The organism is Enterobacter cloacae complex sp. HYC033_NIDB (genome assembly GCF_056673335.1).
Window position 1 is genome coordinate 463391 of sequence record NZ_CP115123.1, and the last position, 20419, is coordinate 483809.

The window sequence follows — 20419 nt, forward strand, 5'->3', positions numbered from 1 at the left end:
GGGTGCTGACCGATCCCCGCTTTACGGCTGAAGTTGAAATCACCGTTCCGTTCCACGACGTCGATATGATGGGCGTGGTGTGGCACGGCAACTACTTCCGCTACTTTGAGATTGCCCGCGAAGCGCTGCTCAACCAGTTTGATTACGGCTATCGCCAGATGAAAGCGTCCGGCTACGTCTGGCCGGTGGTGGATACCCGGGTGAAATACCGCGACGCGGTGACCTTCGAGCAGCGCATTCGCGTCCGCGCCCACATTGAAGAGGTTGAAAACCGTCTGCGCATCGCCTATCAAATCTTCGACGCGCAAACCGGGAAACGCACCACCACCGGCTACACCATTCAGGTGGCGGTGGAAGAAGCAAGCCGGGAGATGTGCTTTGTCAGCCCGGCCATTCTGTTCGAACGCATGGGGATCGCGCCATGAAATGGATAACGCTACTCGCGCTGCTGGTAAGCCCGCTGGTGAACGCGGTCACGCTGGATGAATTGCAACAGCGGTTTGCGGAGCAACCGGTGGTGCGCGCACACTTCGAACAGACCCGCACGATCAAGGATATGCCTCAGCCCCTGCGCTCGGAGGGGGAGATGCTAATCGCCCGTGACAATGGCCTGCTGTGGGATCAAAAAGCGCCGTTCCCGATGACGCTGCTGCTGGATGACAAACGGATGGTGCAGATCGTCAACGGTCAGTCGCCGCAGACCATTACCGCCGACACTAACCCGCAGATGTTCCAGTTCAACCATCTGCTGCGGGCGCTGTTCCAGGCCGACCGCAAGGTGCTGGAAGAGAACTTCCGCGTCGATTTCAAAGACCTGGGCGAAGGCCGCTGGTCGCTGGTGCTGACGCCCGTCACCACGCCGCTGGACAAGATTTTCTCCACCCTTGATTTGAAGGGCGCGATCTATCTGGAATCCATTCGCCTGAACGATAAGCAGGGCGACACGACGGATATCGCCCTCTCCCGCCACCAACTGACGCCCGCCCGCCTGACCGATGCAGAACGCCAGCGCTTTGCCGCACCGTAACGCCCTGCGCCCGGCGCTGCTGTGGGCCGCGGTATGCCTGATCCTGTTGGGCGTGCTGCTGTCGCTGCTGCCCGGCGCGCGGCTGAACAGCAGCGTGCTCGCCATGCTGCCGAAACAGACGCTCGCCGCGATCCCTCCCGCTCTCAACGACGGATTTATGCAGCGCCTCGACCGCCAGCTCATCTGGCTGGTCAGCCCCGGCAAACAGCCGGACCCGCGCGTGGCGCAGCAGTGGTTAAGCCTGCTGCAACGCAGCCAGGCGCTGAGTGTCGTAAAAGGTCCGCTGGATGCCGCCGGGCAACAGGCCTGGGGAGATTTCTTCTGGCAACACCGCAATGGCCTGGTCGATCCGGCCACCCGCGCCCGCCTGCAAAACGGCGGTCAAGCACAGGCCCAGTGGATCCTGTCCCAGCTCTACTCCGCCTTTTCCGGCGTGAGCGGCAAGGAGCTGCAAAACGATCCGCTGATGCTGATGCGCGGCGCGCAGCTCGCGCTGGCGAAAAACAGCCAGAAGATGCAGCTGATGGACGGCTGGCTGGTGACAAAAGACGCGGCCGGGAACTACTGGTATCTGCTGCACGGCGAGCTGGCGGGCTCGTCGTTTGATATGCAGCAAACCCACCAGCTGGTGACCACCCTTAACGCGTTGCAGCAGACGCTGAAAAGCCAGTATCCACAGGCGCAGCTGCTCTCGCGCGGGACGGTGTTCTACAGCGATTACGCCAGCCAACAGGCTAAAAACGATATTTCCACGCTTGGCGTCGCCACGGTGCTCGGGGTGATCCTGCTGATTGTGTCGGTGTTTCGCTCCGTGCGTCCGCTGCTGCTGAGCCTGCTCTCCATTGCCATCGGCGCGCTGGCGGGGACGGTCGTGACGCTGCTGCTGTTCGGTGAACTGCACCTGATGACGCTGGTGATGAGCATGAGCATCATCGGCATCTCGGCGGACTATACGATTTACTACCTCACGGAGCGGATGGTGCACGGCGCGGAACACTCGCCCTGGCAAAGCCTGGCGAAAGTACGTAACGCGCTGCTGCTGGCGCTGCTGACCACCGTCGTGGCGTATCTCTTCATGATGCTGGCCCCCTTCCCCGGCATTCGTCAGATGGCGGTGTTCGCCGCCGCAGGGCTGAGCGCCTCGTGCCTGACGGTAATGTTCTGGCATCCGTGGTTATGTCGGGGCATGCCGGTCCGCCCGGTCCCCCTGAGAGGGATGATGCAGCGCTGGCTGAACGCCTGGCGCGACGGTAAAGCCCTCTCTGTCGGTCTGCCGGTAGCGCTGGCGCTGCTCTCCGCCATCGGGATCGCCAGCATGCGGGTGGATGACGATATCGCCCGGCTTCAGGCGCTGCCGCAGGACATTCTGGCGCAGGAAAAAACCATCACCGCCCTGACCGGGCAAAATGTCGATCAGAAGTGGTTCGTGGTATACGGCGCGTCGGCTCAGGAAACGCTGGAGCGGCTGGAGGCGTTTACCCCGGCGCTGGCGCAGGCGCAAAAAACCGGTGAATTAACCCGCTGGCGCACCCTGCCGCTGAACTCGCTGGCGCGGCAGAACAGCGATCTGCATCTTCTGCGTAACGCCGCGCCGACGGTGATGAAAATGCTGCAAAGCACGGGGCTGAAGACCAGTGAACCGAACCTGAACGCCATGCCTGTCAGCGTGGAGGCGTGGCTCGCCAGCCCGGCCAGCGAGGGCTGGCGTTTGCTGTGGCTGACGCTGCCGGACGGCAAAAGCGGTGTGCTGGTCCCGGTCGATGGCGTCAGGAACAGCGCCGCGCTCGGCGAGCTGGCCGCCCGCCATCCCGGGGTCGTCTGGGTTGACCGTAAGGCCAGCTTCGACAACCTGTTTGCGCTTTACCGCTCGCTGCTGACGGGGCTGCTGGGCGTGGCGCTGGCGGTGATTGCCTGCGGCGCGATGCTACGCCTCGGCTGGCGAAAAGGGCTGGTGGCGCTGGTACCGTCCGTGCTGTCGCTGGGCGGCGGGCTGGCGGCGCTGGCCGTGACGGGCCATCCGGTGAACCTGTTTTCCCTGCTGGCGCTGGTGCTGGTCCTCGGCATTGGCATTAACTACACGCTGTTTTTCAGCAACCCGCGCGGCACGCCGCTGACCTCCATGCTGGCGATTACCCTCGCCATGATGACTACCCTGCTGACGCTGGGGATGCTGGTGTTCAGCACCACTCAGGCCATCAGCAGCTTTGGCATTGTGCTGGTGAGCGGTATCTTCACCGCGTTCCTGCTCGCCCCGCTGGCGATGCCGTCTAACAAAGAGAACTTACCATGACCCGTTTCATTCGCCTGGCGGCAGTGATGCTGGCCCTGCTGCTGGCGGGGTGTAGCCATACGACGAACCGCGATGATGCACGCCCTCAGGCCTGGCTCCAGCCCGGCACCCGCGTCACGCTGCCCCCGCCGGGCATCACGCCTGCCATCCGCGCGCAGCAGTTGCTTACCGGCAGTTTTAAAGGCCAGACCCAGTCGCTGCTGGTGATGCTGAACGCCGATGGAAATAAAGTGGCGCTTGCCGGCCTCTCCTCCGTCGGGATCCGCCTGTTCCTCGCCACCTACGACAACACCGGGATCCACACCGAGCAGTCGGTTGTGATGCCGCAACTGCCGCCCGCCAGCCAGGTGCTGGCCGACGTGATGCTGAGCCACTGGCCGCTCAGCGCCTGGCAGCCGCAGTTGCCGAAAGGCTGGACGCTGAACGATACTGACACCAGACGCGAACTGCGCAACCCCGAGGGCAAACTGGTCACGGAAATTGTCTACCTGAACCGTAACGGCAGGCGCGAACCGATTAGCATTGTGCAGCACGCTTTTCACTACCACATCACCATTCAATATCTGGGTGACTGAGATGATTTACCTTTCTGCCGTTGGCATGGTCAACGCGCTCGGCAACTCGGCTGATGAAATAGCGGCGAACCTGATCGCTGGTGTGGCCCCCGGGATGCGCCAGCGTGCGGGCTGGCTACAGGGCTTACCCGAGGCCGTGCTGGGGGGCGTGGAGGGTGAACTTCCCCCTGTCCCCGAGTCTTTTTCCGCCCATCGCAGCCGCAACAACCAGCTGCTGCTGGCGGCGCTGGCGCAAATCCGGCCCGCCGTCGATGCGGCCATTGCGCGCGTAGGGCGCGACCGCGTGGCGGTTGTGCTGGGCACCAGCACCTCCGGGCTGGACGAGGGTGATGAGTACGTGCGCCGCGCGCAAAACGGCGAGAGCAGCCCGCAGTGGCAATATCCGCAGCAGGAGCTGGGCGATCCGTCGCGCTTTCTCGCCCGCTGGCTTGCGCTGGACGGCCCGGCGTATACCATCTCAACCGCCTGCTCCTCCAGCGCGCGGGCGATCGTCAGCGGTCGTCGCCTGATTGACGCCGGGCTGGTGGACGTCGCCATCGTCGGCGGGGCCGACAGCCTGAGCCGCATGCCGGTCAACGGCTTCAACAGCCTGGAGTCCTTCTCCCCAACCCTGTGCGAACCGTTTGGCCGCCACCGTCGGGGGATCACCATTGGCGAAGCGGCGGCACTGATGGTGCTGACCCGCGAGCCGGGCGAGGTTGCGCTCCTGGGCGCGGGGGAATCCAGCGATGCGTACCATATTTCCGCCCCGCATCCGCAGGGCGAAGGGGCGATCCGCGCCATCAACCAGGCGCTGAACGAGGCGGGCATGACGGCGGCGGACGTCGGTTATATCAACCTGCACGGCACCGCCACGCCGCTGAACGATCGCATTGAGGCGCAGGTGATCCATGATCTCTTTGGCGACCGCGTGCCGTGCAGCTCCACGAAACATCTTACCGGCCACACGCTGGGCGCAGCGGGGATCACCGAGGCCGCCCTGAGCTGGCTGATCCTGACCCGAGACCTGCCGCTGCCGCCGCAGGATTTTTCCCGCTACGCGCCAGACGACACCCTGCCCGCCTTCGGCCTGCTGCACCAGAGCGCACCGCTGAATAAACCGGCGATCCTGTCAAACTCCTTTGCGTTTGGCGGCAACAACGCCAGCCTTCTGCTGGGGAGGGTATGATGCGCTACTTACCTCCCGGGGATTATCTTCCTCACGACACGCCGATGCTGCTGCTTGAGAGCGTGGAAAACGTCACCGATGACCGCGCCGTTTGCAGCGTGACGGTGAACGATCGGGGCGTTCTGGCTCCGTTCCTGGACGCGGACGGCAACCTGCCTGGCTGGTTTGCGCTGGAGCTGATGGCCCAGACCGTGGGCGTCTGGTCTGAATGGCACCGGATGCAAAAAGGGCTGCCGCACTGTGCGCTGGGCATGGTGCTGGGCGCGCGCGAGCTGGTGTGCGACGCAGGGCATTTTGCCGCAGGCAGCACGCTGATCATCACCATCGAACGTCTGATGCAGGATGAACGCTTTGGCAGCTTCGAGTGCACCATTCATGCGGATAGTGTCTCCCTCGCCACGGGCCGCGTGAACACCTTCCAGCCGAGCGAGGAAGAATTAACCACACTTTTCAACCAGGGAACACCATCATGAGATCCGTACTGGTCACCGGCGCCAGCAAAGGCATTGGCCGCGCTATCGCCCTTCAGCTTGCGGCGGACGGTTTCACCGTCGGCGTGCATTACCATCGTGATGAAGCGGGCGCGCAGGAGACGCTGGAAGCGATTGTCCAGGCAGGCGGCGCGGGCCGTTTACTCACCTTCGACGTGGGCAACCGCGAGCAGTGCCGCACGGTGCTGGAACAGGAGATCGCTGACCACGGCGCGTGGTATGGCGTGGTCAGTAACGCCGGTATTACCCGCGACGGCGCGTTTCCGGCGCTCAGCGACGATGACTGGGACAGCGTGATCCACACCAATCTCGACAGTTTTTATAACGTCATTCATCCCTGCATTATGCCGATGATCGGCACCCGCAAGGGCGGGCGGATCATCACCCTGTCGTCGGTGTCAGGCATTATGGGCAACCGTGGGCAGGTGAACTACAGCGCGGCGAAAGCCGGGATCATCGGCGCCACCAAAGCGCTCGCCACCGAGCTGGCAAAACGCAAAATCACCGTCAACTGCATCGCGCCGGGGCTGATCGATACCGGCATGATCGAGATGGACGAAGCCGCGCTGCACGCGGCGATGTCGATGATCCCGATGCAGCGTATGGGCCAGGCCGAGGAGGTCGCCGGGCTGGCGAGTTACCTGATGTCGGATAAAGCAGGCTATGTGACGCGTCAGGTGATTTCGATTAACGGAGGCATGCTATGACCCGCCGGGTAGTGATTACGGGCATGGGCGGCGTCACCGCGTTCGGCGAGGACTGGCCGACCATCTCGCGCCGTCTGCGCGAGTATGAAAATGCGGTGCGTACCATGACGGAGTGGCAGGCGTATGACGGCCTGCAAACCCTGCTCGCCGCGCCGATTGAAGATTTCACTCTCCCCGCTCACTATACCCGTAAGCGCATTCGCGCCATGGGCCGGGTGTCGCTGCTCTCTACCCGCGCCACCGAGCTGGCGCTGGAGCAGGCGGGACTGATCGACGACGCGGTGCTGACCAACGGTCAGACCGGCATCGCCTACGGCTCGTCGACCGGCAGCACCGGGCCGGTCAGCGAGTTTGCCTCTATGCTCACCGAAAAGCACACCCACAACATCACCGGCACCACCTACGTGCAGATGATGCCGCACACCACGGCGGTGAATACCGGGCTGTTCTTTGGCCTGCGCGGACGGGTGATCCCCACCTCGAGCGCCTGTACCTCTGGCAGCCAGGCGATTGGCTACGCCTGGGAAGCGATTCGTCACGGCTACCAGACGGTGATGGTGGCAGGCGGCGCGGAAGAGCTGTGCCCGTCGGAAGCGGCGGTTTTCGATACCCTGTTTGCCACAAGCCAGCGTAACGACGCGCCAAAAACCACGCCGTCGCCGTTTGACGTTCAGCGCGATGGCCTGGTGATTGGCGAAGGGGCGGGCACGCTGGTGCTGGAAGAGCTGGATCACGCCAGAGCGCGCGGGGCGACAATCTATGGCGAGATCGTGGGCTTTGCCACCAACTGCGATGCGGCGCACATCACCCAGCCCCAGCGTGAAACCATGCAGGTGTGTATGGCGCAGTCGCTGGCGATGGCGGGCCTTGGCCCTCAGGAGATTGGCTACATTTCTGCCCACGGCACGGCAACCGATCGCGGGGATATCGCCGAAAGTCAGGCGACCGCCGCCATTTTCGGCGACAGCGTGCCCATCTCTTCCTTAAAGAGTTATTTCGGCCATACCCTGGGTGCCTGCGGCGCGCTGGAAGCCTTGCTGAGGCTGCACATGATGCGGGAGGGCTGGTTCACGCCAACGCTCAATTTAAGACAACCGGATGAGCAATGCGGCGCTTTAGATTATATTATGGGGGAAACCCGCCCGATTGATTGCGAATTTATTCAGAGCAATAACTTTGCCTTTGGCGGCATCAATACCTCGATAATCATTAAACGCTGGGCGTAACTATGTACCAGTTTGTACTGGGAAAGATCTCCACCCTTAGCGCGGACCCGCTGGCGTCAACGCTCGCAGACATGGCACCTCAGGGTGCACGACACGCTTCCTGGTTTGCAGGCCGGACGCTGCTCGCCAGAACCTTATCCCCCTCACCGCTTCCCGAGATAATTTACGGCGAGCAGGGAAAACCGGCCTTCGCTAACGGCCATCCTCTGTGGTTTAACCTGAGCCACAGCGGGGACGACATTGCCCTGCTGATGAGCGATGAAGGTGAAGTGGGCTGCGATATCGAAGTGATCCGCCCGCGGGAGAACTGGCAGGCGCTGGCGAATGCCGTTTTCAGCCTCACCGAACATGACGAGCTGGAACGTGAAGCGCCGGAAGAGCAGCTTTCCGCATTCTGGCGCATCTGGACGCGCAAAGAGGCGATCGTCAAACAGCGTGGCGGCAGCGCGTGGCAGATTGTCAGTATTGACAGCACCGCCCAGTCGCTCCCTGTCAGCCAGCTACGCTTCGGCTCGCTGAGCCTGGCGGTCTGTACCCCTACGCCTTTCACCTTAACGGCGGAAGCGGTTACTTACTCCGGTATTTCTGCGGCATAAAAAACGGCCATGCCGGTTAAACCAACATGGCCGATGTCTCGTTCACGTGTTCCCGATCTTATTTTAAATTTTCCGGAAAGTTTTTTGGCAACTCGCTGGCCGCGCACGCAATAACGCTATCGTCATTCGCACCGCAGTCGCGCACGAAGGTGATGGTGGCAAATTCATCAATCACTTCGGTTGGATACGCTGGCCCGGCATCACGGTAGCTATTCATCAGCGGAATGTGATCGTTCTGGAAGCAGACGGTTTTTTCCGGATTATTCATGACCCAGCGCGGGAAGAAGATGGTGCCGTGGAACAGGCGGTCACCCAGGTTCACGATCAGGCTCACGTCGGTACCGGTTGGCTCCGTCCAGGAAATTTTATAGATGCTCTCCCCAACACGGACAATGTAGGCCTGCTGATCTTTCACCCAACGGTTGCCCACCAGACCGCTGTGAATACGGTAGTCCAGGGTGTTTTCGTTTTTAACGTAAATTTCGTAGTTCCAGCCATTATCGTAGGTATATACCAGATGTTTGCCGACGAAGCCGCTTAAATCATGTTTATCGAAGGTGCTCATACGATGTCTCCTTTGTTTTGATGAGACGATCGTACCCCTTCAAAAAATGAATGAATAACGCTATGTTTGAATCAAATTCATCCAAAATTTAGATTAATTATGCACAAGACGACGCTCGAACAGTGGGCCTTGCTGGAGAGAGTCATCGAGGCTGGCAGCTTCGCTAAGGCGGCGGAAGAGACCCACCGCAGCCAGTCCTCGGTCAGCTATAACCTGTCGCTGTTGCAGGAGCGGCTGGGCGTGGCGCTCCTGATGACAGAGGGACGGCGTGCCGTGCTGACACCGGCGGGTGAGCTGTTGCTGAATCAGGTTAAACCGCTGCTGAAAGCCTTCGCCTATGTTGAAACGCGCGCTGCGACCCTGCGCAGCGGGATGCGAACCCGTATCGACCTGATGGTAGACAGTATTTTTCCGCGCAGCCGGCTGTTCGCGATTTTGCGCCAGTTTCAGCAGCTGTACCCGCAAACGCAGGTGCGGCTTACCGAGGTGCTGGAAAACAGCCGCGCGGATGCGCTCAATGATGAAGCCGACGTGATGGTCTTAACCCGCCGCCAGGACATTACCGGCCTGGGCGAATGGCTGATGAATATCGATTTTGTTGCCGTCGCGCATCACGCTCACCCGCTGTTTGCGCTGGATACACCGCTTAACGACGAGATGCTACGACCGTGGCCGCGCATTCAGATCGCAGACAGCCAGCCCACCGCTCACCCCACCGGGGAGTCGTGGACCTTCTCCACCATCGATGCCGCGATCGAAGCGGTGATGTATCAGGTTGGATACGGCTGGTTACCGGAAGAACGCATTCAGACCCCGCTCCAGCAGGGCATCCTTAAAACGCTGCCGCTCAGCCACGGCGTACGTCGCGCCACGCCGCTGCACCTCATCGTCAAACGCTCCCTCAGCCCGCTGGACGAGCAGGTTGAGACGCTGTTGCGCCTTTTTAAACAGGAGCCGTCATCGTCAACTGCTACGCTTTAAGTTTTGAACCATAAGATGACAAGGAGCGAATGATGAAAATTGATTTAACGGGGAAAGTGGCGCTGGTGACCGCGTCCACCGGCGGTATTGGGTTTGCCATCGCCCGCGGGCTGGCGGAGAGCGGTGCGGAAGTGATCGTGAACGGGCGCAGCGTCGACTCGGTGAACAAAGGCATTCAGGCGCTACAGCAGGTGGTGCCGGGCGTACAGGTCCGTGCCGCCATCGCCGATCTGAGCTCGCAGGAGGGCGTTGACGAACTGCTCAGGGTCGCCACGCACGTCGATATTCTGGTGAATAACGCCGGGATCTATGGCCAGCAGGATTTTTATTCCACCGACGACGAGACCTGGGAACGCTACTGGCAGACCAACGTGATGTCCGGCGTGCGCCTCTCTCGTGCCCTGCTGCCCGGCATGGTACAAAAGGGCTGGGGTCGGGTAGTGTTTATCTCGTCAGAATCGGCCTGCAATATTCCTGCGGATATGATCCACTATGGCGTGACAAAAACCGCCCAGCTCTCGCTGGCGCGCGGTCTGGCGAAGTTCGTGGCAGGCAGTGGCGTGACGGTGAACAGCGTGCTGCCGGGCCCGACAATGTCGGACGGTTTTGCCGCGATGATGAAAGACGAGATCGAAAGAACCGGTAAATCGCTGGAACAGCTGGCGAAAGAGTTCGTGATGGCGAATCGCCCCAGCTCGGTGATCCAGCGCGCCGCCACGGTGGAAGAAGTGGCAAATATGGTGGTATATGTCTGTTCCATGCAGGCCTCCGCGACTTCCGGCGCGGCGCTGCGCGTTGACGGCGGCGTGGTGGATGACATTGTTTGACCCGTCAGGCCACAGGTTCAGGAAAAAATGCGACCTGATATAAGGACTGTGAAGGTAAAGCAGGTAAACTAGTGAACAGAATGTGTATTTCAGCTAAGACGTATTTATGACCAATATGATTGCCGACGAAGCCGTGGCGAAGTCCAGCGTGCTCTCTGTCTTTGACTTTGATGGTACGTTGACGCACCACGACAGTTTTATCCCGTTCCTGCGCTTTGCCTTTGGCAAGCGCTACTTTGCTGGCCGACTGGTGCGCATGGCCCTGCCTACGCTGCACTGTGTGCGCCGCAAGCTGACGCGAGATGAGCTGAAAGAGGTGTTGATTAAAACCTTCCTGACGGGGGTGGATGAGCACTGGTTACGTCAGCAGGCGGAAGCCTTCTGTGAAAAATACTGGAACAAGCTGATGCGCCCGGAAGGTGTGCTGGCCGTCGCCAACGAGGTCAATTCCGGTGCGGAAGTGACGATTTGCTCTGCTTCCCCGGCGCTGGTATTGCAGCCGTGGGCCGATAAGCTCGGCATTAAGCTGATTGGCACGCAGCTGGAAGTGAAAGACGGCAAGCTGACCGGGCGGATCACCGGCCACAACTGCCGCTGTGCCCAGAAGGTGGCGAGGCTGGAGAAGGTGTATGGGGATTTGAACGCGTATCACCTGCGCGCCTGGGGCGACACGCGTGGCGACCACGAGTTGCTGGCGGCGGCGCAGGATCCGCACTGGCGGCATTTTCATCATCCGAGCAAGCGCCGAAATTCACCAATTAAGGGTTAGGTGTGGCCCGGTGCCCTCACCCCCGGCCCTCTCCCACAGGGAGAGGGAGAAAAGCGGTACATCAGGCTTCACGTTTTCCCGGGAACATCACGCTCGCAATAATCCCCAGCGCCAGTACCCCCAGCACCACAAACAGGCTTGCCGTGGCGCCGATGTTATAACCGTGATGCCAGAAATGGTCGGTCGCATTCAACCCCAGCTTGAACGCCACGAAGAACAGCAGTAACACCACCGCTTTCTCCAGATGCACCAGATACTGCTTCAGCGCTTCCAGCACGAAGTAGAGGGTACGCAGGCCGAGGATCGCGAACATCATGGCGCTGTAGATAATCAGCGGCTCACGGCTGACGGCAATGATTGCGGGTACGGAATCGAAGGCGAACATCACGTCGGACAGCTCCACCACCGCGACGCAGAGCAGCAGCGGCGTCGCGTAGCGCTTCGCCTTCTTCACGCGGCCTACCATCACATCCTTGTTTTCAGGCTTCTCCAGTTCGGCATCCACCTCTTTCTGGGTCAGGATAAACGCATGGCTGCTGATTTTTGGCCACACCGGGTAGAAGCGTTTCACCAGGCGGTACGCCAGATGGTTGGAGTAATCTTCTACTTCATCGCTCTCTTCATTGCGTTTCAGCATCATCACCGCCGTCCAGCCGACGACCAGCGCAAAAATGACCTCAACATACGGTCCCAGGCTCAGCAGGCTGGTGCCAATGGCAACAAAAATACCACGGAACACAATCGCCCCGAGCACGCCCCAGTAGAGCACGCGGTGACGATATCTATCCGGCACGCCAAACCAGGCGAAGATCGCCATCATCACAAACAGGTTGTCGACGGAGAGCACCTCTTCCAGCGCATAGCCGGTCAGGAACAGACTGGCCATCTCCGCGCCGTGGTGCACGTATAAGAATCCGGCGAAGGCCATCGCCATCATGACCCAGAAGATGGACCACATGACCGCGCTTTTCAGCGAGATCGGTTTATCGTGACGGTGCATGAAGAGGTCGATAAACATCGCCCCAACGGCCATCACCACGAAGACAACAACGGTTTCCGTCGGGAAACCGAGATGAGCAGCAGACATAGACAACCCTTTTAAGAAGACAAAACACCATGCACACAATAAAAAGCGTGGACCCGTTAAGGACGCAGCACGCTAAAAAAATAAATATTAACCGTTCTTTTCAGCGAGTGCCTGCGCGCATGCCCAGGCACTGGCCCACGCCCACTGGAAGTTATACCCGCCGAGCCAGCCGGTCACGTCCATCACTTCACCAATGAAATAAAGACCCGGCACGTTGCGGGCTTCCATCGTGCGGGATGAGAGTTCGTTTGTATCCACGCCGCCCAGCGTCACTTCCGCCGTGCGGTAGCCTTCGGTGCCGTTTGGCTGTACGCGCCAGTTCGTCAGCGTCTCCACCAGCGCTTCCTGCTCGCGGCTGTTGAGCTGCTTGAGCGCGACATCCGGAATTTGCCCTAATACCTGCAAGCACTCCACGAGACGCTTCGGCAGCTGCATCGCCAGGGTATTTTTCAGGCTTTGATTCGGATGCGCGGCGCGTTGCTCGTTAAGGAAGGCGTCCAGATCGCAGTCCGGCACCAGGTTTACGGAGACAAACTCCCCCGGCTGCCAGTAGCTGGAGATCTGCAATACCGCCGGGCCCGAGAGTCCGCGATGAGTAAAGAGCAGATTTTCGCGGAACACCGTGCCGTCTTCGGCCGTAATGACCGACGGCACAGACACGCCGGAGAGCGTCTGAAGCTGTTCCAGCAGCGGCTTATGCAGCGTGAACGGTACCAGCCCGGCGCGGGTGGGCAGTACCTTCAGGCCAAACTGCTCGGCAATTTTATAGCCGAACGGTGAAGCGCCCAGCCCCGGCATCGAGAGGCCGCCGCTGGCGATCACCAGGTTATCGGCGCTGACGGTTTCACCGTTGAGTTGCAGCGTGTAGCCCTGCTCGTCACGGGCGACGTCCAGCACTTCGGTGCGCAGGCGCATAACTACGCCGCCTTTCTCGCACTCGGCCACCAGCATATCGACAATTTGCTGCGCGGAGTCGTCGCAGAACAGCTGCCCCAGCGTCTTCTCATGCCACGCGATACCGTGTTTACCCACCAGCTCGATAAAATCCCAATGGGTGTAGCGCGCCAGCGCAGATTTGCAAAAATGACGGTTCTGGCTCAAATAGGCCGCAGGCTCGACATAAAGATTAGTAAAGTTGCATCGCCCGCCGCCAGACATCAGGATCTTGCGGCCAGGCTTTTTTCCGTTATCCAGCAGCAGCACGCGACGACCCGCTTGTCCGGCCATCGCCGCACAAAACATACCCGCCGCACCGGCGCCAATTACTACGGCATCAAACCTTTCCACGTCAAAATCCTCTTCGTTAACTGCCGCGGATTGTAAAGTTTCCTCAGTGGTCGCACCAGCGTAAAAAGATATTACAAAGCCATTTCATTGATATTTAAAGATTATCCTTTCAGGCACATTTCTCAAATCAGGTGGTATGTCAAAAAAAGTCTATATTTCACTTTGCCCGTTGCGCATTTGTCCTGGATAATGCGCCGCGTTCATGTCCTCAAAATGGCGTAACGTCCTATGCTACATTTGTTTGCCGGCCTGGATTTACATACCGGGCTTTTATTATTGCTTGCTCTGGTTTTTGTGCTGTTTTACGAAGCGATCAACGGCTTCCACGACACTGCAAACGCAGTAGCAACGGTTATCTACACTCGCGCAATGCGATCGCAGCTTGCGGTCGTGATGGCGGCGGTATTTAACTTTTTTGGTGTCCTCCTGGGCGGACTGAGCGTTGCGTATGCCATTGTGCATATGCTGCCAACGGATCTGCTGCTTAACGTGAGTTCCGGTCATGGCCTGGCCATGGTGTTCTCAATGCTGCTTGCTGCGATTATCTGGAACCTCGGTACCTGGTATTTCGGCCTGCCGGCATCCAGCTCTCACACCCTCATCGGCGCGATTATCGGTATTGGGTTAACCAATGCCCTGATGACCGGGACCTCCGTCGTTGATGCGCTGAATATCCCGAAAGTTCTCGGTATTTTCGGCTCTCTGATCATCTCCCCTATCGTCGGTCTGGTGGTGGCGGGTGGCTTGATTTTCATCCTGCGTCGCTACTGGAGCAACACGAAAAAACGTGCGCGTATCCATCTGACGCCAGCAGAGCGTGAGAAGAAAGACGGCAAGAAAAAGCCGCCGTTCTGGACGCGTATCGCGCTGATCATTTCCGCTATTGGCGTCGCCTTCTCTCATGGCGCGAACGATGGTCAGAAAGGTATCGGCCTGGTGATGCTGGTTCTAATTGGCGTCGCACCGGCGGGCTTCGTGGTTAACATGAACGCCTCCGGTTACGAAATCACCCGTACCCGTGATGCGGTTAACAACGTTGAGACTTACTTCCAGCAGCATCCTGATTTGCTGAAGAAAGCGACCGGCGTGGACCAGCTGATTCCTTCTCCGGAGTCAGGCGCAACGACGGCACCGGGCGAGTTCCATTGCCATCCCGCAAACGCGATTAACGCGCTGGAACGTGCGAAAGGTATGCTGGCCGATATCGAAAGCTATGACAAACTGGCTGTTGAACAGCGTGGTCAACTGCGTCGCATCATGCTCTGTATCTCCGACGTGACCGATAAAGTCGCGAAGCTGCCAGAGGTTAATGCTGACGACCAACGTCTGCTGAAGAAACTGAAAGGCGATATGCTCAACACCATTGAGTACGCGCCAATCTGGATCATCATGGCGGTCGCACTGGCGCTGGGTATCGGTACGATGATTGGCTGGCGTCGTGTGGCGACCACCATCGGTGAGAAGATCGGTAAGAAAGGCATGACCTATGCGCAGGGTATGTCCGCGCAGATGACGGCGGCGGTATCTATCGGTCTGGCAAGCTACACCGGTATGCCAGTCTCCACCACCCACGTACTCTCTTCGTCCGTGGCAGGTACCATGATTGTTGACGGCGGCGGTTTGCAGCGTAAAACCGTGACCAACATTCTGATGGCCTGGGTGTTCACCCTCCCGGCGTCCATCCTGCTGTCTGGCGGTCTGTACTGGATTTCGCTGAAGCTGATTTAATCGGCTGAAGGCGACAAAAAAGCGGGTCAGGAAACTGGCCCGCTTTTTTTATGCTCAGTGCCAAATCATCAGCGCAATCATACTCACCACAACCAGGCCACACAGGGCGCTGGTCAAAATGAACTGACGACGCAGGCGCTCGCAGCGACGGATAAACTCTTCATCGTGGTGATCGCGGTAGCGTTGGTAGTAGATATACCCCACCAGACGCATCTGCTTGCTGGGCTGTCCGTGCGAGGTGAAGAACCCTCCACCGTCCACATACTGATAAAGCAACGGATCGCAACCACGAAGTACCACTAACAGCGCACGTAACGATGAGAAGTAGCGCGCCATATTCACTATGCAAACCACGCATAACGCCCAAAACAATGCGACGGTGCTAATCATACATCCTCCCCGGCGTCCGCCCACGAAGCAAGGCTCCTGAGCTACCGCACCCCAATGCCCTGACAGACAGTTCAGTGAAAGAATGACCAAAAGTCGATCCGGTTCGCGTTTTAATATCCGAACGGCTCATTAAATAGTGTAGGAGATCCGTTAATTTTTTTGCCACAAGGTTAATCGTTATCAACACCAAAGCTTGAAAAATATGTTTAACTGGGCCGTAATGAAAGCATCAGACGACGGCTTTCCCATTTAGTCATCGATAACTTAAGGAAGGAGTAACACTATGGCTTACAAACACATTCTCATCGCGGTAGACCTCTCCCCGGAGAGTAAAGTGCTGGTTGATAAAGCAGTATCCATGGCACGTCCCTACAACGCGAAAGTTTCGCTGATTCACGTTGATGTGAATTACTCCGACCTCTACACCGGTCTGATCGACGTGAATCTCGGCGATATGCAGAAACGCATCTCCGAAGAGACTCACCACGCGCTGAGTGAGCTTTCTACCAACGCGGGCTATCCAATCACTGAAACCTTAAGCGGTAGCGGCGATCTGGGCCAGGTGCTGGTTGATGCGATTAAGAAATACGATATGGACCTGGTGGTATGCGGTCATCACCAGGACTTCTGGAGCAAGCTGATGTCTTCCGCGCGCCAGCTGATTAACACCGTACACGTGGATATGCTGATTGTTCCACTGCGTGACGAAGAAGACGAGTAAGTGCAAAAAAGCCCGGTGGCGCTAACGCTTACCGGGCCTACAAGCGGCACTGAATGTAGGCCGGGTAAGGCGAAGCCGCCACCCGGCTTTTTTATTCTGGCGTTCCCGAATAAATATCAAATCGGTGTCCTTTGGTGGTCACCGCGTTAGTGGTCGCAACGTCCGCCAGCGGCGGCGCATAGTCCGGCCGCTTCACCACCACCCGCTTCGTCGCCAGCTGACGAGCCGGCTCCAGCAGGCCATCGGCATCTAAATCTGGCCCCACCAGAGACTGAAACACCCGCATCTCTTTCTTCACCAGCGCGCTTTTCTGCTTATGCGGGAACATGGGGTCGAGATAGACCACCTGCGGGCGCGGGGTGATATCGGTCAGCGCCGTCAGGCTGGAGGCATGAATAAGTTGCAAACGTTCCTGTAACCACGGGCCGATTTCCGGGTCCGCGTAGCCCCGCGTCAGCCCGTCGTCGAGCAGCGCGGCGACAACTGGATTACGCTCCAGCATCCGCACTCGACAGCCGACAGACGCCAGCACAAAGGCATCGCGCCCCAGCCCCGCCGTGGCATCCACCACGTCCGGCAGATAGCTGCCTTTAATGCCGACCGCTTTGGCCACCGCTTCACCGCGACCGCCGCCAAACTTACGCCGGTGCGCCATCGCGCCGCCGACAAAATCGACAAAAATCCCGCCAAGCTTTGGCTCATCGAGCTTGCGCAGCTCCAGATGTTCCGGCGTCATCACCAGCGCCATCAGGTTGTCTTCATCATGTTCCAGCCCCCAGCGGGCCGCCAGAACAGATAAGGCGCCGTCCCCGGCGCCTGTTTCATCTACTAAGCAGATCTTCACGTAGCAATCAGCCTTTGATTCCGTAATGCTCCAGCATCGCATCCAGCTGCGGCTCGCGGCCACGGAAGCGTTTGAACAGCTCCATAGGCTCTTCTGAACCGCCGCGCGTCAGGATGTTATCAAGGAACGACTGACCGGTTTCGCGGTTGAAAATCCCCTCTTCTTCGAAGCGCGAGAAGGCATCTGCCGCCAGCACGTCGGCCCACAGGTAGCTGTAGTAGCCTGCGGCGTACCCGCCTGCGAAGATATGGCTGAACGCGTGCGGGAAGCGTCCCCAGGTCGGGCCTGGAATAACCGCGACCTGCTTTTTAATCTCAGCCAGGGTTTCGAGGATTTTCGCCCCCTGCTCCGGGCTGAACTCGGCGTGCAGGCGGAAGTCGAACAGGCCGAACTCCAGCTGACGCAGGATGAACATCGCCGCCTGGTAGTTTTTCGCCGCCAGCATTTTATCCAGCAGTTCTTTCGGCAGCGGTTCGCCCGTTTCGTAATGGCCGGAGATAAATGCCAGCGCGTCCGGCTCCCAGCACCAGTTTTCCATAAACTGGCTTGGCAGCTCGACCGCATCCCATGGCACACCGCTGATACCGGCGACGCCAGCGGTTTCGATGCGGGTCAGCATGTGGTGCAGGCCGTGACCGAACTCGTGGAACAGGGTGATCACTTCATCGTGGGTAAACAGCGCAGGTTTGCCGCTCACCGGGCGGTTGAAGTTACAGGTCAGGTAGGCGACCGGTTTTTGCAGGGAACCATCCGCTTTACGCATCTGGCCCACGCAGTCGTCCATCCACGCCCCGCCACGTTTGTTTTCACGCGCGTAAAGATCCAGATAGAAGCTGCCGCGCAGCTCGTTTTTCTCGTCATACAGCTCGAAGAAGCGCACGTCCGGATGCCAGACGTCGATGTCGGTACGCTCTTTCGCGGTAATGCCGTAGATGCGTTTCACCACCTCGAACAGGCCGTTAACGGCTTTGTTTTCCGGGAAGTACGGACGCAGCTGTTCGTCGCTGATGCTGTAGAGGTGCTGTTTCTGTTTTTCGCTGTAGTACGCGATATCCCACGGCTGAAGCTCGTCCACGCCGAACTCCACTTTCGCAAAGGCGCGCAGCTGAGCCAGTTCTTTTTCACCCTGAGGACGGGCGCGTTTCGCCAGATCGGTCAGGAAGTCGAGCACCTGCTGTGGGTTCTCGGCCATTTTGGTGGCAAGGGATTTATCGGCATAGCTGTCGAAGCCCAGCAGCTGTGCCAGTTCGTGGCGCAGGGCGAGGATCTCCGCCATCACCGGGCTGTTATCCCACTTACCGGCATTCGGCCCCTGATCGGAGGCGCGGGTGCTGTAGGCGCGGTACATCTCTTCGCGCAGGGCCTGGTTGTCGCAGTAGGTCATCACCGGCAGATAGCTTGGGATATCCAGCGTTAACAGGAAGCCTTCCTGCTCTTTCGCTTCGGCCTGGGCTTTTGCCGCCGCCAGCGCGCTTTCCGGCATACCCGCCAGTTCAGATTCATCGGTAATCAGCTTCGTCCAGCCCATGGTGGCGTCGAGGACGTTGTTGCTGTACTGGTTGCCCAGCTCGGACAGGCGCGCGGCGATTTCGCCGTAGCGAACCTGTTTTTCTTTTGGCAGGCCAATCCCGGACAGTTCGAAATCACGCAGGGCGTTATCGACCGATTTTTTCTGCGCCGTGTTCAGTTCGGCATAGTGGTCGCCGTCGCGCAGGTCGCGGTAGGCTTTGTAGAGCCCCTCATGCTGACCGACCCAGGTGCTGTACTCAGAGAGCAGCGGCAGGGTCTGTTCGTAGGCTTCACGCAGCTCCGGGCTGTTTTTCACCGAGTTCAGGTGACTCACCGGGGAGAAAATACGCCCCAGCACGTCGTCCACTTCGGCCAGCGGCTGACACAGATTTTCCCAGGTGTACGGCGCGCCCTGCGCGACCACGCTTTCTACCGCCGCACGGCAGTTGTTCAGCGACTGGGTAACGGCCGGAACCACATGCTCAGGGAGGATTTTAGAAAACGGTGGCAACGAAAAAGGCGTCAGTAATGGATTGGTCATAAACGCTGTCCTGTTGAAATAGATGAATGAAGCGCGCATCCGGCGCTGTGCATATTGTTTTCAGTAATGGGGTTAAGTGTAGAGGATTTCAATGCCGAAGGTTGTCGAAAAACGCCCGTTGGCGCTGCGCTTACCGGGCCTGCGGGTAATCTGTGCCGTTCTGCTGTAAACTGTGGCAAATCGTCAATTCAGCGGAATATCATTACCCATGCTCAGTTATCGCCACAGCTTCCACGCAGGCAACCACGCCGACGTCCTCAAACATACCGTTCAGAGCCTGATCATCGAATCGCTTAAAGAAAAGGATAAACCGTTCCTTTATCTGGACACCCACGCGGGCGCGGGCCGTTATCAGCTGAGCGGCGAGCATGCCGAGCGTACCGGTGAATATCTGGAAGGGATTGCGCGTATCTGGCAGCAGGACGATCTGCCTGCCGAGCTGGAGCCGTACATTGGCGTGGTGAATCACTTCAACCGCAACGGCCAACTGCGTTACTACCCGGGTTCACCACTGATTGCCCGCCAGCTGCTGCGTGAGCAGGACAGCCTTCAGCTGACAGAGCTGCACCCGAGCGACTTCCCGCTGCTGCGTTCTGAGTTTCAGAAAGATAACCGCGCCCGCGTGGACAAAGCCGATGGCTACCAGCAGCTGAAAGCCAAACTGCCGCCGGTTTCCCGTCGCGGCCTGGTGCTGATCGACCCGCCGTACGAAATCAAAACCGACTATCAGGCGGTGGTGACCGGCATTAACGAAGGTTACAAACGCTTTGCGACCGGCACCTATGCCCTGTGGTATCCGGTAGTGCTGCGCGCGCAAATTAAACGCATGATCAAAGACCTCGAAGCGACCGGCATTCGTAAAATCCTGCAAATTGAGCTGGCGGTGCGCCCTGACAGCGACCAGCGCGGCATGACCGCGTCCGGCATGATCGTCATTAACCCGCCGTGGAAGCTCGAAGCACAGATGAACAACGTGCTGCCGTGGCTGCACAAAACGCTGGTGCCAGCCGGTACGGGTCACGCCACCGTGAGCTGGATCGTGCCGGAGTAATCGCAGCCATCGGTGGAAACTATTGATTTCAGGTATACA

Annotated in this window: 21 protein-coding genes; 15 read left to right on the top strand and 6 right to left on the bottom strand. The window is 59.0% G+C overall.

Going from position 1 to position 20419, the window contains the following annotated elements; all coding sequences use genetic code 11:
* Positions 1-2: 2 nt before the first annotated feature.
* Genes O1721_RS02305 through acpT form a run of 9 tightly spaced genes read left to right on the top strand, consistent with a single transcriptional unit; the run spans position 3 to position 8080 of the window.
* Entirely contained in the window at positions 3-425 is a 423-nt protein-coding gene (locus tag O1721_RS02305; RefSeq protein ID WP_006812302.1) for an acyl-CoA thioesterase, read from the top strand.
* Positions 422-1027, top strand: a complete 606-nt coding sequence (locus O1721_RS02310; RefSeq protein WP_032649766.1) for an outer membrane lipoprotein carrier protein LolA — start codon at positions 422-424, stop codon at positions 1025-1027. The genes O1721_RS02305 and O1721_RS02310 overlap by 4 nt, the downstream gene beginning before the upstream one ends.
* Complete coding sequence (locus O1721_RS02315) at positions 996-3317, top strand: MMPL family transporter (protein ID WP_032649768.1); 2322 nt, start codon at positions 996-998, stop codon at positions 3315-3317. Before O1721_RS02310 ends, O1721_RS02315 begins: the two co-directional genes overlap by 32 nt.
* Positions 3314-3892, top strand: coding sequence for a DUF3261 domain-containing protein (locus tag O1721_RS02320; RefSeq protein WP_032649770.1), 579 nt, complete (start codon positions 3314-3316; stop codon positions 3890-3892). Before O1721_RS02315 ends, O1721_RS02320 begins: the two co-directional genes overlap by 4 nt.
* A gap of 1 nt (position 3893) precedes the next feature.
* Positions 3894-5060, top strand: a complete 1167-nt coding sequence (locus O1721_RS02325) for a beta-ketoacyl-[acyl-carrier-protein] synthase family protein (protein ID WP_017384110.1) — start codon at positions 3894-3896, stop codon at positions 5058-5060.
* Complete coding sequence (locus O1721_RS02330; RefSeq protein WP_100160639.1) at positions 5057-5533, top strand: hotdog family protein; 477 nt, start codon at positions 5057-5059, stop codon at positions 5531-5533. Before O1721_RS02325 ends, O1721_RS02330 begins: the two co-directional genes overlap by 4 nt.
* Positions 5527-6258: a 3-ketoacyl-ACP reductase FabG2 gene (locus tag O1721_RS02335; protein WP_026094333.1), complete on the top strand. Its 732-nt coding sequence runs from the start codon at positions 5527-5529 to the stop codon at positions 6256-6258. The genes O1721_RS02330 and O1721_RS02335 overlap by 7 nt, the downstream gene beginning before the upstream one ends.
* On the top strand, positions 6255-7484 hold the full coding sequence (locus tag O1721_RS02340; protein WP_032649772.1) for a beta-ketoacyl-ACP synthase: 1230 nt from the start codon (positions 6255-6257) through the stop codon (positions 7482-7484). Before O1721_RS02335 ends, O1721_RS02340 begins: the two co-directional genes overlap by 4 nt.
* A 2-nt stretch (positions 7485-7486) precedes the next feature.
* Positions 7487-8080: a 4'-phosphopantetheinyl transferase AcpT gene (acpT, locus tag O1721_RS02345; RefSeq protein ID WP_479953578.1), complete on the top strand. Its 594-nt coding sequence runs from the start codon at positions 7487-7489 to the stop codon at positions 8078-8080.
* A gap of 58 nt (positions 8081-8138) precedes the next feature.
* Here the strand turns inward: acpT and O1721_RS02350 are convergent, their stop codons facing one another.
* On the bottom strand, positions 8139-8645 hold the full coding sequence (locus tag O1721_RS02350) for a phenolic acid decarboxylase (RefSeq protein ID WP_032649776.1): 507 nt from the start codon (positions 8643-8645) through the stop codon (positions 8139-8141).
* A 99-nt stretch (positions 8646-8744) separates the two neighbouring features.
* On the opposite strand from O1721_RS02350, the gene O1721_RS02355 reads away from it, so the two are divergent.
* The 3 genes from O1721_RS02355 to O1721_RS02365 all read left to right on the top strand — a co-directional run bounded on the left by O1721_RS02355 (position 8745) and on the right by O1721_RS02365 (position 11222).
* Complete coding sequence (locus O1721_RS02355) at positions 8745-9626, top strand: LysR family transcriptional regulator (protein ID WP_032649778.1); 882 nt, start codon at positions 8745-8747, stop codon at positions 9624-9626.
* Positions 9627-9658: 32 nt separating this feature from the next.
* Positions 9659-10453: an SDR family NAD(P)-dependent oxidoreductase gene (locus tag O1721_RS02360; RefSeq protein WP_032649780.1), complete on the top strand. Its 795-nt coding sequence runs from the start codon at positions 9659-9661 to the stop codon at positions 10451-10453.
* 106 nt (positions 10454-10559) lie between these two features.
* The gene (locus tag O1721_RS02365; RefSeq protein WP_003861228.1) at positions 10560-11222 is read left to right on the top strand and encodes an HAD family hydrolase; all 663 of its coding nucleotides are present in this window, start codon (positions 10560-10562) and stop codon (positions 11220-11222) included.
* A gap of 61 nt (positions 11223-11283) precedes the next feature.
* On the opposite strand, the gene O1721_RS02370 is transcribed toward O1721_RS02365, so the two are convergent.
* Both O1721_RS02370 and O1721_RS02375 read right to left on the bottom strand, forming a co-directional pair.
* Positions 11284-12309 carry a TerC/Alx family metal homeostasis membrane protein gene (locus O1721_RS02370; protein WP_015571505.1) on the bottom strand — a complete coding sequence of 342 codons (1026 nt, stop codon included), beginning with the start codon at positions 12307-12309 and terminating at the stop codon, positions 11284-11286.
* An 87-nt stretch (positions 12310-12396) separates the two neighbouring features.
* The gene (locus O1721_RS02375) at positions 12397-13596 is read right to left on the bottom strand and encodes a BaiN/RdsA family NAD(P)/FAD-dependent oxidoreductase (RefSeq protein ID WP_032649782.1); all 1200 of its coding nucleotides are present in this window, start codon (positions 13594-13596) and stop codon (positions 12397-12399) included.
* Positions 13597-13824: 228 nt separating this feature from the next.
* On the opposite strand from O1721_RS02375, the gene pitA reads away from it, so the two are divergent.
* Entirely contained in the window at positions 13825-15324 is a 1500-nt protein-coding gene (gene pitA, locus O1721_RS02380; protein WP_003861225.1) for an inorganic phosphate transporter PitA, read from the top strand.
* A gap of 54 nt (positions 15325-15378) precedes the next feature.
* On the opposite strand, the gene uspB is transcribed toward pitA, so the two are convergent.
* The gene (gene uspB / locus O1721_RS02385; protein WP_003861224.1) at positions 15379-15714 is read right to left on the bottom strand and encodes a universal stress protein UspB; all 336 of its coding nucleotides are present in this window, start codon (positions 15712-15714) and stop codon (positions 15379-15381) included.
* A gap of 283 nt (positions 15715-15997) precedes the next feature.
* Between uspB and uspA the strand changes: the two genes are divergently transcribed.
* Complete coding sequence (gene uspA, locus O1721_RS02390) at positions 15998-16435, top strand: universal stress protein UspA (protein WP_003861223.1); 438 nt, start codon at positions 15998-16000, stop codon at positions 16433-16435.
* A gap of 91 nt (positions 16436-16526) precedes the next feature.
* On the opposite strand, the gene rsmJ is transcribed toward uspA, so the two are convergent.
* Entirely contained in the window at positions 16527-17279 is a 753-nt protein-coding gene (rsmJ, locus tag O1721_RS02395; protein ID WP_017693818.1) for a 16S rRNA (guanine(1516)-N(2))-methyltransferase RsmJ, read from the bottom strand.
* 7 nt (positions 17280-17286) lie between these two features.
* Positions 17287-19329 carry an oligopeptidase A gene (gene prlC / locus O1721_RS02400; protein ID WP_032649784.1) on the bottom strand — a complete coding sequence of 681 codons (2043 nt, stop codon included), beginning with the start codon at positions 19327-19329 and terminating at the stop codon, positions 17287-17289.
* Between the two features lie 208 nt (positions 19330-19537).
* Between prlC and O1721_RS02405 the strand changes: the two genes are divergently transcribed.
* Complete coding sequence (locus tag O1721_RS02405; RefSeq protein ID WP_006808562.1) at positions 19538-20380, top strand: 23S rRNA (adenine(2030)-N(6))-methyltransferase RlmJ; 843 nt, start codon at positions 19538-19540, stop codon at positions 20378-20380.
* The last annotated feature ends 39 nt before the right edge of the window (positions 20381-20419 follow it).

Bases quoted from the DNA above. Each gene is read 5' to 3' on its own strand.
- prlC (WP_032649784.1), bottom strand. From the start codon at position 19,329: ATGACCAATCCATTACTGACGCCTTTTTCGTTGCCACCGTTTTCTAAA.
- uspB (WP_003861224.1), bottom strand. From the start codon at position 15,714: ATGATTAGCACCGTCGCATTGTTTTGGGCGTTATGCGTGGTTTGCATA.
- O1721_RS02330 (WP_100160639.1), top strand. From the start codon at position 5,057: ATGATGCGCTACTTACCTCCCGGGGATTATCTTCCTCACGACACGCCG.
- uspA (WP_003861223.1), top strand. From the start codon at position 15,998: ATGGCTTACAAACACATTCTCATCGCGGTAGACCTCTCCCCGGAGAGT.
- O1721_RS02360 (WP_032649780.1), top strand. From the start codon at position 9,659: ATGAAAATTGATTTAACGGGGAAAGTGGCGCTGGTGACCGCGTCCACC.
- O1721_RS02310 (WP_032649766.1), top strand. From the start codon at position 422: ATGAAATGGATAACGCTACTCGCGCTGCTGGTAAGCCCGCTGGTGAAC.
- O1721_RS02405 (WP_006808562.1), top strand. From the start codon at position 19,538: ATGCTCAGTTATCGCCACAGCTTCCACGCAGGCAACCACGCCGACGTC.
- O1721_RS02315 (WP_032649768.1), top strand. From the start codon at position 996: ATGCAGAACGCCAGCGCTTTGCCGCACCGTAACGCCCTGCGCCCGGCG.
- O1721_RS02370 (WP_015571505.1), bottom strand. From the start codon at position 12,309: ATGTCTGCTGCTCATCTCGGTTTCCCGACGGAAACCGTTGTTGTCTTC.
- O1721_RS02365 (WP_003861228.1), top strand. From the start codon at position 10,560: ATGACCAATATGATTGCCGACGAAGCCGTGGCGAAGTCCAGCGTGCTC.
- O1721_RS02350 (WP_032649776.1), bottom strand. From the start codon at position 8,645: ATGAGCACCTTCGATAAACATGATTTAAGCGGCTTCGTCGGCAAACAT.
- O1721_RS02320 (WP_032649770.1), top strand. From the start codon at position 3,314: ATGACCCGTTTCATTCGCCTGGCGGCAGTGATGCTGGCCCTGCTGCTG.
- O1721_RS02340 (WP_032649772.1), top strand. From the start codon at position 6,255: ATGACCCGCCGGGTAGTGATTACGGGCATGGGCGGCGTCACCGCGTTC.
- O1721_RS02325 (WP_017384110.1), top strand. From the start codon at position 3,894: ATGATTTACCTTTCTGCCGTTGGCATGGTCAACGCGCTCGGCAACTCG.
- O1721_RS02355 (WP_032649778.1), top strand. From the start codon at position 8,745: ATGCACAAGACGACGCTCGAACAGTGGGCCTTGCTGGAGAGAGTCATC.
- pitA (WP_003861225.1), top strand. From the start codon at position 13,825: ATGCTACATTTGTTTGCCGGCCTGGATTTACATACCGGGCTTTTATTA.
- acpT (WP_479953578.1), top strand. From the start codon at position 7,487: ATGTACCAGTTTGTACTGGGAAAGATCTCCACCCTTAGCGCGGACCCG.